We start from the raw sequence: 17,260 nt of genomic DNA, 5'->3' as shown, positions 1-17,260 counted from the left end.
TCCGGGGTATCAATGAGTGGCATGTCATACCGGATAAGGAGGGCTTATGGATCAGACAGTAAGGCTTACGATAAACGGAGAAATAAAGGAGTTTCCTGTTGGAATTTCCTATAAAGAAGTAATAAAAGATTATGAGAAAACTACAGATGCCCCTGTTATTCTGGTAATCGCAGGAGGCAAGATCCGGGAGCTTCACAAAAAGGCGAACCGGGACTGTGAAGTGAAGCTGATCACAACCAGGGACAGCATTGGAAACAAAACCTACAAGCGTACCGCCTGCCTGGTGCTTCTAAAAGCCATCTATGATCTTGCAGGCAAGGAAAAGATAGAGAAAGTGGTGCTTCACTATTCTGTTGGAAGCGGCTTTTATTTTACCATGGAAGGAAAACAGGAGCTGGATCAGGCATTTCTTGACCAGGTGAAGACAAGAATGACAGAGCTGGTAAAGGCACAGATTCCGGTGAAAAAGCGAAGCGTAAATACCGATGAAGCCATCGCTCTTTTCCACCATCACGGCATGTATGACAAAGAGAAGCTGTTTCGCTACCGCAGGGTTTCCAGGGTAAATATTTACAGCATAGAGAACTTCGAGGATTATTTCTATGGGGCAATGGCCTATGATACAGGCTATGTGCCATATTTTGACCTGCGGCTTTATGATGAGGGATTTGTGCTTATGCTTCCCGATGCGAAAGCACCTGATGAGATCCCGGAATTTTTGCCCCAGGATAAAATCTTTCAGGTTCAGAAGGAATCGGAGGAGTGGGGGAAGAAGCTGGATATTTCCACAGTTGGGGAGCTGAATGACCAGATTACCAGCCAGGGAATCCAGAAAATCCTTCTTATGCAGGAGGCAATTCAGGAGTCTCAGATTTCCAGAATCGCGGAGCAGATCGCCCAGGCTGGAAATAAGAAGTTTGTAATGATTGCAGGCCCATCTTCTTCTGGCAAGACTACCTTTTCACACAGGCTGTCTATACAGCTGGCGGCTCACGGACTGAAGCCTCATCCTATTGCAGTGGACAATTATTTCGTGAACCGGGAGCATACCCCTCTTGATGAATTCGGGGAAAAGGATTATGAATGCCTGGAAGCCATTGATGTAGAGCAGTTTAACAAAGACATGCTGGCACTCCTTAAAGGGGAGCGCGTGGAGCTTCCGGTGTTTAATTTCAAGACAGGACAGAGGGAATATAAAGGGGATTTCCTTCAGCTTGGAAAAGAAGATATCCTGGTAATTGAGGGAATCCATGGGCTGAATGACAGGTTAAGCTATGCGCTTCCGAAGGAGAGCAAGTTTAAGATTTATATCAGCGCCCTGACCCAGTTGAATATTGACGAGCACAACCGGATTCCGACTACAGACGGCAGGCTGATCCGCAGGATTGTGCGGGATGCAAGAACAAGAGGTACTTCTGCCAAGGAGACCATTGCAAGGTGGCCTTCTGTGAGACGAGGAGAAGAGAAAAACATTTTCCCGTATCAGGAAGAGGCGGATGTAATGTTTAATTCTGCCCTGATTTATGAGCTGGCGTGCCTGAAAGTGTATGCGGAGCCGCTGCTCTTTGGAATTGCCAAGGAGGATCCGGAGTATCTGGAGGCCAACAGGCTTCTGAAATTCTTCGATTACTTTGTTCCGGTGCCAAGCGAGGAAGTGCCGAATAATTCCCTGCTTCGGGAATTTATTGGAGGAAGCTGCTTCAATACCTGATCGGTCACGGTTCAATATTTTAAAATTTAGGCTTTACAGAGCAAAGGAATAATGTTAGAATAGCAGTTGCGCAAGCAAGCCAGGTGATCGCGGCTGGACAGACGAAAGGGTTCAGACGAGGAAAGTCCGGGCTTCACAGGGCAGGATGCCGGATAACGTCCGGTGGAGGTGACTCCCAGACCAGTGCAACAGAAATAAACCGCCATGGCTTCCATGGTAAGGGTGGAAAGGCAGTGTAAGAGACTACCGCCGTCCTGGTAACAGGCCGGGCACATGTAAACTCCATTCGAAGCAAGACCGAGAAGAAAGCGATACGGCTGCCCGTCGTGCTTTCAGGTGGGTCGCTTGAGCCTTCTGGCAACGGAAGGCCTAGACAGATGATCACTCAACGACATAACCCGGCTTATCGGTTTGCTTGTGCAGCAAAAAAGAAATTCTGAGAAGATTTTGTGTATGCAGAGTCTTCTCATTTTTTTATTCCGTTTGCTGTCAGAAAATAAAAAAGTTCTCGCAGAAGCACTTTCATACTTCTACGGGAACTTTGTTAGTATTGTTATTAAATTGCGCAAATATAATCAAAAATTACTTATTTCTGTGACCTCTGTATTTCTCTTCGCAATATTTGCATCTGTAAACTTCGTTCTCCTCATCGGCAAGAACAAATACCTGGTCAAGGCCCTGCTCGATGGAAGTGATGCAGCGCGGGTTCTTGCATTTGATCACGTTGACAACCTGCTTCGGAAGACGAAGGTCTTTCTTCTCAACAATCTGCTCGTCCTTGATGATGTTTACGGTGATGTTGTGATCGATGAAGCCAAGGATGTCAAGATCCAGGTCTTCGATCGGGCATTCTACTTTGATAATGTCCTTTTTGCCCATCTTATTGCTGCGGGCGTTCTTGATGATCGCAACGGTACAGTCAAGCTTGTCCAGCTTCAGATCATGATAAATAGTCATGGCCTTTCCAGCTTTGATATGGTCTAATACGTAACCTTCACGAAGTGCTCCAACATTTAACATGGCAGTTCCACCTCCAATAATGTAAGAATCAGGGCCATACGTACATATACGCCGTACTGAGCCTGTTTGAAATATGCAGCTCTCGGATCATTGTCCACTTCAACGGCAATCTCGTTGACACGTGGAAGCGGATGAAGAATGTACATATCGTCTTTTGCAAGGGAAAGCTTCTGTTTGTCCAGTATGTAGAAGTCTTTCATGCGAACGTAATCCTCTTCGTTGAAGAAACGCTCCTTCTGAACACGGGTCATGTAAAGGATATCAAGATCCGGGATGGCATCCTCAAGACGCTCTTCCTCTACGAACTCGATGTTGTTTTTCTTCAGCACGTCCTCACGGATGTAGCTTGGGATGCGAAGCTCTTCCGGTGAGATCAGCACGAATTTTACATTCGGGTAGCGTACCAGCGCCTCGATCAGGGAGTGAACGGTACGGCCGAATTTCAGATCTCCGCACAGACCGATGGTAAGGTTGTCAAGACGGCCTTTTAAAGAACGGATAGTAAGTAAGTCTGTAAGAGTCTGAGTGGGATGCTGATGACCGCCGTCTCCGGCGTTGATAACAGGAATATTGGAAACCATAGAAGCTACTAACGGAGCACCCTCCTTCGGATGACGCATAGCACAGATATCTGCGTAACAGGAAACGACACGAATGGTATCGGAAACAGTTTCGCCTTTGGCTGCGGAACTGGAATCTGCGGATGAGAAACCAAGAACCTTGCCGCCAAGGTTCATCATAGCAGCTTCAAAACTGAGACGGGTACGGGTACTTGGCTCATAGAAAAGAGTGGCAAGACGTTTGTCGTCGCAGGTATGGGCGTATTTTTTGGGGTTTTTCTCAATATCGCTGGCAAGGTCCAGAAGCTTCTCAAGTTCCGGAACACTTAAGTCCAGCGGACTCATTAAGTGTCTCATGATCTACCTCCATTTGTAATCATTATTTTATAGTTCAAAATCTCTTCGACCTATCATATACTACTTGGGATGATTTTTCAAGAAGATTTTGTAAGTATTTTTTCAAAAAATAATCCGGTGAGAAACCACACGGGAAGATAGTCCAGACGGATGATTCCCCGGTACTGGTGAGGAGCACCGGAATAGTCCCAGGGGCACATGTGAAAAGCCTGCAAAATAGAGCCGCTGGTAAATTCCCCGAAGTAAAAACCGGCAGTATACAGGCATCCGCGAAGAAAAATGGGAAGATTTTTGATCCTGCGGTAAGCAGGGATGATCAGCGCCGCACAGCCGTAAATGGGGAACATAAGAAGGGATGTGGTGCCTTTCATGGCAGCATCTCCCCGAAGCAGGGAATGAAGTCCCGTCCAAAGTATTTCCAGACACCATCCGGTGAATCCGCAGAAGAGAAATGGATGTTTGTTCATTGGTAAGCCTCCCTCGTAAAAAGTTAAAATTAACATTCCCATTCTTGCCAATTTTATACGGTAAGGGTATAATGAAGGAAATATGCGAGGCGTAGCATCGGATATTTCCGCTACGCAAACGGAGCGAAGCGGAGTTCGCGGTTCCCGAAAAGCGAGGCGCAGCATCGCATATTTCCGACAGGAGGACTTTTTTATGAACTATCAGGAGTGCCGGGCATATATTGACGATTCGGCGAAATACGGTTCCGTACTGGGACTTGACAACATGCGGGAAATGTTAGGCAGACTGGGAAATCCTCAGGATGATGTTCCCTTTGTGCATGTAGCCGGAACAAATGGCAAAGGCTCGGTAATCGCATATTTATATACCACCCTTACAAGGGCAGGCTACCGCGTGGGCAGATACATATCCCCCACCTTATATTCCTACAGGGAACGTCTGGAGGTGGCAGGGGAGCGGATCTCCAGAGAGAAATTCGCCGGGCATGTTGCCAGGATCTCCCAGGTCATCACCCAGATGACAGACGCAGGCCTGAACCATCCCACCCCATTTGAAATCGAGACAGCGGCAGCATTTTTATATTTTAAAGAAGAAAATTGTGATCTTGTCCTTCTTGAGACAGGCATGGGCGGCAATCTGGATGCCACCAATATTATAAAAAACACCAAGCTTGCCGTACTGGTTTCCATCAGTATGGACCACATGTCATTTCTTGGAAATACCCTGGAAGAAATTGCACAGAAAAAAGCCGGCATTATCAAGCCAGGCTGCAGGACGGTAACCACCAGACAGGAGTCGGAAGCTATAAAGGTCATTACGAAAACCTGTGAGCAGCTGGGCGTTTCCTGTACAATAGCAGACCCGGACGAGGCAGTTCTGGAGCAGGAGAGCGTGTTCGGGCAGAGCTTTACTTATGAGGGACAAAAATTTGACATTTCCCTTGCGGGAGTTTACCAGAAGGAGAACGCGGTGCTGGCTCTTAAGGCACTTGAAATTCTGGATGAGCTGGGATGGCATACTACCATGGAACAGCGAAAGGATGGACTTTCCCATACAAGCTGGAAGGGAAGATTTACAGTGATCTGCCGGAAGCCTTTGTTTATTGTGGATGGTGCCCACAATGCCGGGGCAGCGGATAAGATGGAAGAATCCATCCGCCATTACTTCAATGGGAAAAAGCTGATCTACATTATGGGCGTTTTTGCAGACAAGGAGTACCGCACCGTTCTTGAGAAAACCGCTCATTTTGCAGAAAAAATCTACACCATAGAGACACCGGACAATCCCCGTGCACTGCCGGCGAAAGAACTGGCAAAAGCAGCAAGGGAATTCAATCCCGGCGCAGAGAGCACGAAGAGCATTGCAGACGCAGTGGAGAAGGCATTTGCTTATGCGGGGGATGATGAGAACAGCGTGATTCTGGCTTTTGGTTCCCTGTCCTTTATCGGGGATCTGACAAGAGCGGTAGAAGAGAGAATTTCATAAGAAACTGCCGTGTGCGTGCGGCGTATTACAACAGAAATTGAGAGGACACAACATGACAGATTTGCAGGAATGCAGACGGAAAATAGATGAGATCGACAACCAGATGGTAGAGCTTTTTGAGAAGCGGATGAAGGTCTGCGAGGAAGTGGCAGAGTACAAAATCCACACAGGAAAGAAAGTGCTGGATCCGGAAAGAGAGCATGCCAAATTAGAAGAAATTCGGAAAAAAGCCCACGGAGAGTTCAATGAGCTTGGCGCTCAGGAGCTTTTTCAGCAGATCATGGCCATCAGCCGGAAGCGTCAGTACCAGCTTCTTACTGAGCATGGTCCTAAGGAAGAGGAAGATTTTCAAATGGTAGAGGAGCTTCCCAGAAACAATGTGACCGTGGTTTTCCAGGGGGTAGAGGGGGCTTACAGTTATGGTGCTATGCGGGCTTATTTTGAGGAAGATATTAAGAGCTATCACGTGAAGCTGTTCCGGGATGCAATGGAAGAGGTGGCAGCCGGAAGGGCAGATTACGCGGTTCTTCCCATTGAGAACTCCACTGCTGGAATTGTGGCAGATATTTATGATCTTTTAACCGAATATAACCTGTTTATCGTTGGGGAGCAGGTACTGAAGGTAGAACATGTACTTCTTGGACTGCCGGAAGCTGAGCTTTCTGATATTTCCTGCGTTTACTCTCATCCTCAGGGACTGGCACAGTGCAAGGAATATCTGGAGGAGCACAGAAGCTGGAAACAGACGGCTGTGAGCAACACCGCTGCTGCGGCGAAGAAGGTCAGCGAAGAAAAAGACAGAACCCACGCAGCCATTGCAAGCAGGGATGCGGGAGAATTTTATAATCTGAAGGTACTGGCAGAGAACATCTGCAAAAATGACAGCAACGTAACCAGATTTATTATCCTGGCGAAAAAGCCTGTGTACGAGAACAACAGCTCCAAGATCAGCGTCTGCTTTGAGGCACGCCATGAAAGCGGAACCCTTTATAATGTGCTTTCCCACATGATCTACAACGGGCTGAACATGACCAAGATCGAGTCCCGCCCCATCCCCGGCAAAACCTGGGAATACCGGTTCTTCGTGGATTTCGAGGGAAATCTTCGGGACAGTGCTGTGAAAAACGCACTGCGGGGAATGGAAGCAGAGACAAGTTATTTGAAGATTCTTGGAAATTATTAGGGAAAAAGATACAGAGAATTTAAGAAGATTTTATCTGTTTTTAATATAACAAAAGTAAAATAGAAAAACGGCTGCAGAGGAAGGCTCTTTTTGAAGTGACAGATCGAGCCGTATCTGCACCATGAAATTGAGAGGAAACAAAAATGGCAAGAACACAGGAATGTATCCTTTACCGTGATTTTGAAAACGGTGAGATACTGGACACAATGACATCACTGATGAACAGCTATGAGGCAAAAGAAGAAGGCTTTGAAAACCGGAAGGAAGAATTTTTCCATATGGCAGGAAGCCTGGTGGAGATGGCTGGAATGTACGGATTTTCCGGGAATCTGTGGCACAATTACCTGACACAGCTTCTGGTAAACCACGAAAACGCATTCAGCACCGCTTCTGAGATCAGAGGCGCGGTGAAGGGCAGCATCAACCATCTGGCTATGCATGACTTTGAGATTTTCAAGGAACTTTACGATTATGATCTTGCTGTTTTTGACAAAGCTTTTGGAACAGACTGCACCGATTTTCTCTGCAATTATGTGAATACAGGATGCAACAGTAAGGTGTATAACCAGAGAATCTGCGACCGCATCTGTGACACGAGTAAACGTCTGGCAGAGGCTTCCACTGTGGAAGAATTTATGGCAGATATGGTGCAGTTTTATAAGGATTTCGGGGTTGGAAAGCTGGGCCTTAACAAGGCATTCCGCATTGAGCATGGCAAAGACGGGAAGTCGGTGATCGCGCCTATTACCAGAATCGCGCATGTGAACCTGGACGATCTGGTTGGCTACGAGATTCCCAAGCAGAAGCTGATCGAGAATACAGAAGCCTTTGTAAGAGGAAGAAAAGCCAACAACTGTCTGCTTTTCGGCGATGCGGGAACCGGTAAATCATCCAGTATTAAGGGAATTCTGAACCGCTACTATGACGAGGGACTTCGTATTATCGAGGTGTATAAGCATCAGTTCCAGGATCTGAATGATGTGATCGCCCAGATCAAGAACCGCAACTACAAATTTATTCTTTACATGGATGATCTTTCCTTTGAGGAATTTGAAATCGAATATAAATATCTGAAGGCTGTGATCGAGGGTGGCCTGGAGAAAAAGCCGGACAACATTCTGATCTATGCAACCAGCAACCGGCGTCATCTTGTGCGCGAGAAATCCGGAGACAAGCTTGAGGTAGCAGATGATGAAGATCTGCATTCCTCCGATACCGTACAGGAGAAGCTTTCCCTGGTTTACCGCTTTGGCGTGCGCATCTATTTCGGGGCGCCAAACAAGAAGGAATTCCAGAACATTGTTACGACTTTGGCAGAGCGTTACGGAGTCACGATGCCGACAGAGGAGCTTCTTATGAAAGCCAATGCCTGGGAACTTTCCCATGGCGGCCTGACGGGAAGAACCGCACAGCAGTTTATCGATCATATACTTGGTACCAGCGAAGAACAGTAATCCATATGTCAGACAAAGGCTGGCGGGGGAGTCGTGACCGGCAGCCAAGAAATAACCCTTGCAGGAGGAAATAAGGTATGGCAGTAACCACATTTGCGGCAATTGATATCAGTTCATACGAGATCAGTATGAAGATTTTTGAGTTTTCCAGGAAGGGCGGGTTCCGGACCGTTGACGATATCCGGTACCGCCTGAATCTTGGCGTGGGAGTATATTCTGGCGGAACCATGGAAGTAGACAAGGTAGATACCATCTGCGAAGTGTTAGGAGATTTTAAGCGGATCATGGCGGAGTACGGGGTAAAAGAATACCGCGCCTGCACCACCAGCGTTTTCCGGGAAATGAAAAATCCCATCATCATCATCGAGCAGATCTACAGAAGAACCGGAATCCACGTAGAGGTTTTAAGCAATGCGGAACAGCATTTCCTTGGCTACAAATCTATTGCAGCCATCGAAAACGGCTTCAAGAAAATGATCCAGAAAGGAACTGCCATCCTGGATGTAGGCGGAGGAAACCTGCAGATTTCCCTGTTTGACAAGGATGCCCTTGTGACTACCCAGAGCCTGAAAATGGGAAGCGTGCGTATCCGCCAGAGACTGAAGGAGCTGGAGAAAACCAACACCAACTACGCACAGCTGGTGGAAGAATTTATCCGCAACGACCTGACCGGATTCAAGCGGCTTTACCTGAAGGACCGGGACATTAAGAACGTGATTCTGATGGGAGATTTCCTTACCGAGACTCTTTTCAAAGAGGAACGGCAGGACAACATTATCACAAAGGCGGAGTTTTTAAACCGCTATGAAAAGACGGTTTACAAAACTGAGGAGGCACTGGCGGAGGAGATGGACATTGATCCGGAATATGCGGCTCTGATCGTGCCTACCATGGTCATCTGCAAGGACTTTATTGACCTGTTCAATGCAGAAGCCCTTTGGATGCCCGGTGTTTCCCTTCTGGACGGAATCGCCTATGATTTTGGGGAAAAGAAGAATTTCATCAAGAGTGTGCACAATTTTGAAAATGATATTCTGGTGGCAGCGCATAACATTGCAAAGCGCTATTCCACCGGAAAAGATCATATCAAAGGAACTACAGAACTGGCGCTGGCTATTTTTGACAGCATGAAGAAGGTACATGGAATGGGCGACCGGGAGCGGCTGCTTCTGCAGATTGCCGTACAGCTTCATGACTGCGGAAAATACATCAGCATGGGAGATGTGGCGGAGTGCTCCTATCGGATCATTATGGCAACAGAAATCATCGGACTATCCACAGAGGAGCGGCAGATCATTGCAAATGCAGTGCGCTACAACACAACGGAATTTGTTTACTACCAGGAGATTGCAGGGGAGATCGGAATGGACCGCTCTGTTTACCTGCTGATCGCCAAGCTGACTGCCATCCTTCGCATTGCCAATGCCATGGACCGCAGCCATTACCAGAAGGTCAAGAATATGAAAGCTGTGCTGAAGGACAGAACACTGCTTCTTACGGTTGATTCTGAGCAGGATATTTCCCTTGAGCTTGGACTTCTGATGGATAAAGTTGAATTTTTTGAAGAAGTATTTGGTATCCGCCTGGTATTCAGGCGGAAGAGAAAAGTGTGAGGAGGGGCACCATGGATCTGAAAAATTTTGAAAAACCGGAATATTTTGTGAACAGGGAGTTAAGCTGGCTGAAGTTTGACGACCGTGTTCTCTCAGAAGCAAGAGATAAAAGCCTGCCTTTGTTTGAAAGGCTGAAATTCACCAGTATTGTGTCTTCCAATCTGGATGAGTTTTATATGGTCCGTGTAGCGTCTTTGAAGGATCAGGTGCATGCAGGCTACGCCAAAACAGACATTGCAGGCATGAGCCCGAAGGAGCAGTTAAAGGAGATCAGCGCACAGACCCATGAGCTGGTGCGTTCCCAGTACAGCACCCTGAACCGTTCCCTTCTGCCTGCTCTTGAGAAGGTAGGGCTTCACCTTGTGATGGAGCATGAGAAACTGAATGAGGAGCAGCAGGCGTATGTGGACCGTTATTTTGAGGATAATGTGTATCCGGTGCTTACCCCTATGGCAATGGATTCTTCCAGACCGTTTCCGCTGATCCGAAATAAGACTTTGAACATCGGAGCTCTGATTTCCAAAAAGGATAAGAAAAAAGGCAAGGAGGTTCTGGTGTTTGCCACCGTTCAGGTACCTTCTGTGCTGCCCCGTGTGATCGTGATTCCTTCTGCAAAGAAAGAGGATACTACCGTGATCCTTCTGGAGGAAATCATTGAGCGGAATATTGACAAGCTTTTCCTGGGTTATGATGTAGTCTGCGCGCATCCTTACCGTATTATGCGAAATGCGGACCTTTCCATTGACGAGGACGGAGCTGAGGATCTTCTGGTGGAGATCCAGAAGCAGTTGAAAAAGCGCCAGTGGGGCGAGGTGATCCGCCTGGAAGTGGAGGATAAGATCGATTCCAGACTTCTTGGCATTCTGAAAAAGGAATTTGACATTAAGGAAGAGGATATTTTCTACATCAACGGGCCTCTGGATCTGACTATGCTGATGAAGGTGTACGGCCAGGATGGCTTCGACCAGTATAAAGAGCCGAAATATACCCCTGCTGTAGTTCCTGCATTTGCGGATGCCGGCAAGGACATTTTCCAGGTGATCCGGGAGGGAGATGTGTTCCTTCACCATCCATACATGAGCTTTGATCCGGTTGTAAATTTCGTGCGCCAGGCTGCCAAGGATCCGGATGTTCTGGCCATCAAGCAGACTTTGTACCGTGTCAGCGGCAATTCCCCTATTATTGCGGCTCTTGCACAGGCAGCAGAGAACGGCAAGCAGGTTTCTGTTCTGGTGGAACTGAAGGCCCGTTTTGATGAGGAGCACAACATTGTGTGGGCAAAAATGCTGGAAAAAGCAGGCTGCCATGTTATTTACGGTCTGGTTGGCCTGAAGACCCACAGCAAGATTACCCTGGTAGTGCGCCGTGAGGATACGGGAATCCGCCGTTATGTGCATCTTGCAACCGGTAACTACAATGATTCTACAGCCAAGCTGTATACAGACTGCGGTATTTTCACCTGCGATGAGCGGTTCGGGGAAGACGCAACTGCTGTATTCAACATGCTTTCCGGATATTCTGAGCCGAAGAGCTGGAACCGTCTGATCGTGGCGCCGATCTGGATGAAGGACCGTTTCCTGAAAATGATCGAAAGAGAAGCGGAGCATGCCAAGAAGGGAATGCCGGGAATGATCGTGGCGAAGATGAACTCCCTTTGTGATCCCAAGATCATTGCGGCACTGTATCACGCTTCTTCCTGCGGCGTGCAGATCTATCTTCTGATCCGTGGAATCTGCTGTCTGCGAGTGGGAATTCCAGGAGTCAGCGAGAACATTCACGTGCGCTCCATTGTAGGAAATTTCCTGGAACACAGCCGTATTTTCTACTTCAAAAACGGCGAGAGTGATGAGATTTACATGGGAAGTGCAGACTGGATGCCCCGTAACCTGGACCGTCGTGTGGAGATTGTTTTCCCGGTTGAGGACGAGCGGATCAAGGACGAGATCAAGCATGTTCTGGATCTGGAGTTCAGGGATAATGTGAAGGCTCATATTCTGCAGCCAGATGGAACTTATGAGAAGACAGACAGACGCGGAAAGGTGCAGATCAATTCCCAGATGGAATTTTGCAGGGAGGCCACAGAAAAAGCACGTGCCCTGAAGAAAAAGGAGAAGCATGAGAACTCCAGAGTGTTTATTCCGGCAGAGCCTGCAGAGGATATTGAGGAGTAAAAAATAGGTGGCTGCCGCGAAAAAATGAGCGGCAGCTAAGAATGTGAAACAGGGAGCAACGGTGAAGTGCGGGGATGATTTTTCAAACACGCTCTAATGACGGTTGTTCCCTTGTTTTGTTTCTAGGAAAATATTCGCAGAGCAAGAAACTGTCCGATGGAGCGTAAGTACGGCGTCCGCATATCTTTTTATACAACAAAAAAACTTCCGAATCACTTCGGAAGTTCCTAGCAGCCAGTACGAGAATCGAACTCGTGTTTTCGCCGTGAGAGGGCGACGTCTTAACCCCTTGACCATCTGGCCATGTAAGCGGTTTACTTAACATCTGTATCAATTTGTCGGAAAATAAAGCAGCCAGTACGAGAATCGAACTCGTGTTTTCGCCGTGAGAGGGCGACGTCTTAACCCCTTGACCAACTGGCCATGTAAGCGGTTTGCTTAACATCTGTATCAATTTGTCGGAAAATAAAGCAGCCAGTACGAGAATCGAACTCGTGTTTTCGCCGTGAGAGGGCGACGTCTTAACCCCTTGACCAACTGGCCTTGTCAACCGACTTGCATAGTATAGCCTACTTTCCGGAAGAATGCAAGTACTTTTTTCAAATTTTTTTAAATTTTTTCAAAAACTACGAAAAAACCCGGGAAACATGCGGGTTTCCGGGCACAAAAATTTTTCAAAAATTTCTTTCAAAAGACAAAAAAGCACTGTGGGCGGCCTGGAAAATTTTCTGCTTGCAAAATTACCATAAAGTGGGGTATTATATAGAACGAATGTTTGAACATAAGATAAGACCAGAAGAAGCGGACAGTTGTGTCCGCTTTTCATAACCATTGAAATGATGATGATATCAGGGGCCAAAGGTCTTTTGTCCCTAATTTGAAATCTATGCTGTCAAAGCAAAGAAAGGAAATAACACCATGGCAAAGAAAGACACTTACGACGCGGGGAGTATTTCCGTCCTGGAAGGACTGGAGGCTGTCCGGAAACGTCCGGGAATGTACATCGGAAGTGTATCCCGGAAGGGTCTGAACCATCTGATTTATGAGATTGTGGACAATGCGGTAGATGAGCATCTGGCTGGTTACTGCTCCAATATAGAAGTAACCCTGGAGAAGGACGGCTCCTGTACCGTAAAGGATAACGGACGAGGAATCCCTGTTGATATGCATGCAAAAGGCGTATCCGCAGAGCGTCTTGTATTTACCACGCTTCACGCTGGAGGCAAATTCGACAATTCTGCATACAAGACAAGCGGCGGTCTTCACGGCGTTGGATCTTCTGTTGTAAACGCCCTGTCTACCTATCTTGACATTAAGATCAGCCGTGACGGCTATGTGCATCACGACCACTATGAGAGAGGCGTTCCGACCATCGAGCTGGAGGAGGGACTTCTCCCCAAGCTTTCCAGAACCAGACAGACCGGAACCTGCGTCAATTTCCTTCCGGACCCGGAGATTTTTGAGAAAACAAGATTTTCCTCCACAGAGGTAAAAAGCCGTCTTCATGAGACTGCTTACCTGAACCCGGAGCTGACCATCCATTTTATGGATCTTCGCGGGGACACGCCGGAGGACATTACTTATCATGAGCCGGATGGAATCGTAGGCTATATTAAAGATCTGAACCATAATTCAGAAGCTCTTCACGAGCCAGTGTACCTGAAAGGGGAAGCGGACGGAATCCAGGTGGAAGCTGCATTTCAGTACACCAATGAATTCCGTGAGAATGTACTGGGCTTTTGCAACAATATTTACAATGCAGAGGGCGGCACCCATCTTACTGGATTTAAGACAACCTTTACCACCGTTATGAACAGTTACGCCCGTGAGATCGGCGTCCTGAAGGAAAAAGATGCCAACTTTACAGGTGCGGATATCCGTAACGGGATGACTGCCGTAGTTTCCATCAAGCACCCGGAACCCCGCTTTGAGGGACAGACCAAGACCAAGCTTGACAACCAGGACGCTGCCCGTGCAACAGGAAAAGTGATGTCAGAGCAGCTGGTGCTTTATTTCGACCGTAATCTGGAAACCCTTAAGACCATTTTGTCCTGCGCAGAGAAGGCTGCCAAGATCCGCAAAACAGAGGAGCGTGCCAAGACCAATCTTCTCACCAAGCAGAAATATTCTTTCGACTCCAACGGCAAGCTGGCCAACTGTGAGAAAAAGGATCCTTCCCTTTGCGAGATTTTCATTGTAGAGGGAGATTCCGCAGGCGGCTCCGCCAAAACAGCCAGAGACCGTAACTACCAGGCCATCCTTCCCATTAGGGGAAAAATCCTGAATGTTGAGAAGGCAACCATTGACAAGGTGCTGGCCAATGCGGAGATCAAGACCATGATCAATGCCTTTGGATGCGGATTTTCCGAAGGATACGGAAATGACTTTGATATCACCAAGCTTCGCTATGACAAGATCGTGATCATGGCAGATGCGGACGTGGACGGTGCCCATATTTCCACCCTTCTTCTGACTTTGTTCTACCGGTTTATGCCGGAGCTGATCTATGAGGGACATGTCTATATTGCTATGCCGCCTCTTTACAAGGTTATGCCAAAGAAGGGCGCGGAGGAGTACCTGTACGATGACAAGGCGCTGGAAAAATACCGCCGCAGCCACAAGCCGGGAAGCTTTACCCTTCAGAGATACAAAGGTCTTGGAGAGATGGATGCCCAGCAGCTCTGGGAGACCACACTGAACCCAGAGACCAGAAGAATGAAGCGTGTGGAAATTGAGGATGCCCGTATGGCATCCAGCGTTACAGAGATTCTTATGGGAAGCGATGTACCGCCGCGAAAAGCATTTATTTATGAGCATGCCACAGACGCAGAACTGGATATATAAAGAAGCGCACGCCTGGGAGGCCCAAAATGCCTGCAGGCTGCATCAGAGAGGAATATAAGCGATGGAAACAAAACAGGAAAATGTAATTGCCACGGACTATGCGGACGTGATGCAGAAATCCTATATTGATTATGCCATGAGCGTTATCATTTCCAGGGCACTTCCGGATGTGCGGGACGGCCTGAAGCCGGTACAGAGAAGAACCCTGTATGATATGTATGAGCTTGGAATCCGTTATGACCGACCCTACCGTAAATGCGCCCGTATTGTGGGAGATACCATGGGTAAATATCATCCACACGGCGACAGCTCTATTTACGAGGCACTGGTGGTGATGGCCCAGGATTTTAAGAAAGGCAAGATCCTGGTAGACGGCCACGGAAACTTCGGCTCTATTGAAGGCGACGGTGCCGCTGCCATGCGATATACAGAAGCAAGGCTGGAGAAGCTGACCCAGGAGGTTTTTTTGGCTGATCTGGACAAAAACGTGGTAGACTTTATGCCAAACTTCGATGAGACAGAGAAGGAGCCTGTGGTGCTTCCGGTAAAGGTTCCCAATCTTCTGGTAAACGGAGCAGACGGCATTGCAGTTGGTATGGCAACCAGCATTCCCCCTCACAATCTGGGAGAGGTTGTGGATGCGGTGAAAGCTTACATCAAGAATAATGACATCAGCGTCAAAGGCCTGATGCGTTATCTGAAGGGACCGGATTTCCCAACAGGAGGCCTTGTGGTCAATAAGGACGACCTTCTGAATATTTACGAGACCGGTTCCGGCAAGCTCCGTCTTCGCGGAAAAGTAGAAGTGGAGAAATTAAAGGGCGGCCGCCAGCAGCTGGTGATCACCGAGATCCCTTATACCATGATCGGAGCCAACATTGGAAAATTCTTAAATGATGTGGCATCCCTTGTGGAGACTAAGAAAACTACAGATATTGTGGATATTTCCAACCAGTCCTCCAAAGAGGGAATCCGCATTGTGCTGGAACTGAAAAGGGACGCAGATGTAGAGAACCTTACCAACATGCTCTACAAGAAAACCAGACTTGAGGATACCTTCGGGGTAAACATGCTGGCTGTTGCAAACGGCCGGCCGGAGACATTAAGCCTGAAGCAGATCATCGAGCATCATGTGGATTTTGTGTTTGAGGTAACCACCCGCAAATACAAAACCCTTCTTGGGAAAGAACTGGAGAAAAAAGAGATTCAGGAAGGTCTAATCAAGGCCTGCGATGTGATCGACCTGATCATCGAAATCCTTCGTGGAAGCAAGAACCGGGAGCAGGTAAAGAAATGCCTGGTGGAGGGCATCACAGAGGGAATCAAATTCAAGTCCAAGGCAAGCGAGAAGGCTGCGAAGAATCTGAAATTTACAGAGAACCAGGCAACTGCCATTCTGGAGATGCGTCTGTACCGTCTTATCGGACTGGAGATTGAAGCGCTTCAGGCGGAGTATGATCAGACCATGAAGAACATTGCTTCTTATGAAGATATTCTGAACAACTATGATTCCATGTGCAATGTGATCATCGAGGAACTGGATGGAATCAAAAAAGAGTATGGCACAAAGAGACGCACCGTTATTGAGAACGCAGAGGAAGCTGTATACGAAGAGAAGAAAATGGAAGAGACAGAAGTCTGCTTCCTTATGGACCGCTTCGGCTATATGCGTGTTATTGACAGGAATGCCTATGAGCGCAACAAAGAGGCAGCCCATGCAGAGAACAAATTCGTATTTACCTGCATGAATACAGATAAGATCTGTATTTTCACAGATATGGGTCGGATGCATTCCATTAAGGTTGTGGATATTCCGCTGGTACGCTTCCGGGATAAGGGAACTCCGGTTGATAATCTGAGCAACTATGACAGCACCCAGGAGCAGATCCTTTATGTGGTCCCTGTGGGACAGGTGAAGCTTTCCAGCCTTCTGTTTGTCACAAAGACTTCCATGTGCAAGCTTGTGGCTGGAAGCGAGTTTGATGTTTCCAAGAGAACCATTGCTTCCACAAAGCTTGGGGAAGAGGATGCGCTGATCTTTGTAGGACCTGCAGATGAGATGGAGCAGATCGTTTTCCAGAGCCAGGGCGGCTATTTCCTTCGCATTCTGAAAAACGATGTATCTGCAATGAAGAAAACCTCCGTGGGTGTAAGAGGCATGAAGCTTGCAGAAGGGGATGTGCTGGAGCACGCTTACCTCATCGAGCCCCGCCAGGAATACACCATCACCTATCACGACAAGCCTTACTCTCTGAATAAGGTAAAGCTTGCCAAGCGTGACACCAAGGGCACAAAACCCAGAATTTGAAAATAGCCCTTGCAATTTGGATATAAAGGTGTTAGAATGAAGAAAATCAGAACTTGTTGACAGAGGAGTGGGCGTGAGCCCACTCC

At 47.6% G+C, this 17,260-nt stretch carries 11 protein-coding genes, 3 tRNA genes and 1 other RNA gene; 9 read left to right on the top strand and 6 right to left on the bottom strand.

Annotated features, from left to right (window positions below; translation table 11 throughout):
• Positions 1–46 precede the first annotated feature (46 nt).
• Both DWZ38_RS13815 and rnpB read left to right on the top strand, forming a co-directional pair.
• Positions 47–1,711: a nucleoside kinase gene (locus DWZ38_RS13815; protein ID WP_021924991.1), complete on the top strand. Its 1,665-nt coding sequence runs from the start codon at positions 47–49 to the stop codon at positions 1,709–1,711.
• Positions 1,712–1,782: 71 nt separating this feature from the next.
• Positions 1,783–2,133, top strand: an RNA gene (gene rnpB / locus DWZ38_RS13810) — RNase P RNA component class A.
• Between the two features lie 160 nt (positions 2,134–2,293).
• Here rnpB and DWZ38_RS13805 read toward each other — a convergent pair.
• From DWZ38_RS13805 to DWZ38_RS13795, 3 genes are all read right to left on the bottom strand, one after another.
• Complete coding sequence (locus tag DWZ38_RS13805; RefSeq protein WP_021926459.1) at positions 2,294–2,731, bottom strand: aspartate carbamoyltransferase regulatory subunit; 438 nt, start codon at positions 2,729–2,731, stop codon at positions 2,294–2,296.
• Positions 2,725–3,648 (bottom strand): aspartate carbamoyltransferase, encoded by a 924-nt coding sequence (gene pyrB, locus DWZ38_RS13800; protein WP_117853487.1) that lies wholly within the window; start codon positions 3,646–3,648, stop codon positions 2,725–2,727. The genes DWZ38_RS13805 and pyrB overlap by 7 nt, the downstream gene beginning before the upstream one ends.
• A gap of 77 nt (positions 3,649–3,725) precedes the next feature.
• Positions 3,726–4,115: a hypothetical protein gene (locus DWZ38_RS13795; RefSeq protein WP_021926461.1), complete on the bottom strand. Its 390-nt coding sequence runs from the start codon at positions 4,113–4,115 to the stop codon at positions 3,726–3,728.
• Between the two features lie 193 nt (positions 4,116–4,308).
• On the opposite strand from DWZ38_RS13795, the gene DWZ38_RS13790 reads away from it, so the two are divergent.
• The 5 genes from DWZ38_RS13790 (at position 4,309) to DWZ38_RS13770 (ending at position 12,022) form a co-directional block, all read left to right on the top strand.
• Positions 4,309–5,601 (top strand): folylpolyglutamate synthase/dihydrofolate synthase family protein, encoded by a 1,293-nt coding sequence (locus DWZ38_RS13790; RefSeq protein ID WP_021926462.1) that lies wholly within the window; start codon positions 4,309–4,311, stop codon positions 5,599–5,601.
• A 52-nt stretch (positions 5,602–5,653) separates the two neighbouring features.
• Positions 5,654–6,784: a prephenate dehydratase gene (pheA, locus tag DWZ38_RS13785; protein ID WP_117853484.1), complete on the top strand. Its 1,131-nt coding sequence runs from the start codon at positions 5,654–5,656 to the stop codon at positions 6,782–6,784.
• 143 nt (positions 6,785–6,927) lie between these two features.
• A complete protein-coding gene (locus DWZ38_RS13780; protein ID WP_117853482.1) occupies positions 6,928–8,238 on the top strand; it encodes an ATP-binding protein in 1,311 nt (436 codons plus the stop codon).
• A 77-nt stretch (positions 8,239–8,315) separates the two neighbouring features.
• Entirely contained in the window at positions 8,316–9,851 is a 1,536-nt protein-coding gene (locus tag DWZ38_RS13775) for an HD domain-containing protein (protein ID WP_021926466.1), read from the top strand.
• Between the two features lie 11 nt (positions 9,852–9,862).
• Entirely contained in the window at positions 9,863–12,022 is a 2,160-nt protein-coding gene (locus DWZ38_RS13770) for an RNA degradosome polyphosphate kinase (RefSeq protein ID WP_021926467.1), read from the top strand.
• 231 nt (positions 12,023–12,253) lie between these two features.
• On the opposite strand, the gene DWZ38_RS13765 is transcribed toward DWZ38_RS13770, so the two are convergent.
• The 3 genes from DWZ38_RS13765 to DWZ38_RS13755 form a co-directional block, all read right to left on the bottom strand.
• Positions 12,254–12,325, bottom strand: a tRNA-Glu gene (locus DWZ38_RS13765).
• Positions 12,326–12,373: 48 nt separating this feature from the next.
• A tRNA-Glu gene (locus tag DWZ38_RS13760) sits at positions 12,374–12,445 on the bottom strand.
• Positions 12,446–12,493: 48 nt separating this feature from the next.
• Positions 12,494–12,565: transfer RNA gene (locus DWZ38_RS13755), tRNA-Glu, on the bottom strand.
• Positions 12,566–12,940: 375 nt separating this feature from the next.
• Here DWZ38_RS13755 and DWZ38_RS13745 point away from each other — a divergent pair.
• Together DWZ38_RS13745 and DWZ38_RS13740 are read left to right on the top strand one after the other, a co-directional pair.
• Positions 12,941–14,866: a DNA gyrase subunit B gene (locus DWZ38_RS13745; protein WP_021926468.1), complete on the top strand. Its 1,926-nt coding sequence runs from the start codon at positions 12,941–12,943 to the stop codon at positions 14,864–14,866.
• A gap of 61 nt (positions 14,867–14,927) precedes the next feature.
• Entirely contained in the window at positions 14,928–17,174 is a 2,247-nt protein-coding gene (locus tag DWZ38_RS13740) for a DNA topoisomerase (ATP-hydrolyzing) (RefSeq protein WP_021926469.1), read from the top strand.
• Positions 17,175–17,260 lie beyond the last annotated feature (86 nt).

Origin of the sequence: Ruminococcus sp. AF31-8BH, from assembly GCF_003460605.1 — a bacterium.
Lineage (GTDB): Bacteria > Bacillota > Clostridia > Lachnospirales > Lachnospiraceae > Blautia_A > Blautia_A acetigignens.
This window is presented reverse-complemented; position numbering and strand designations above follow the sequence as displayed.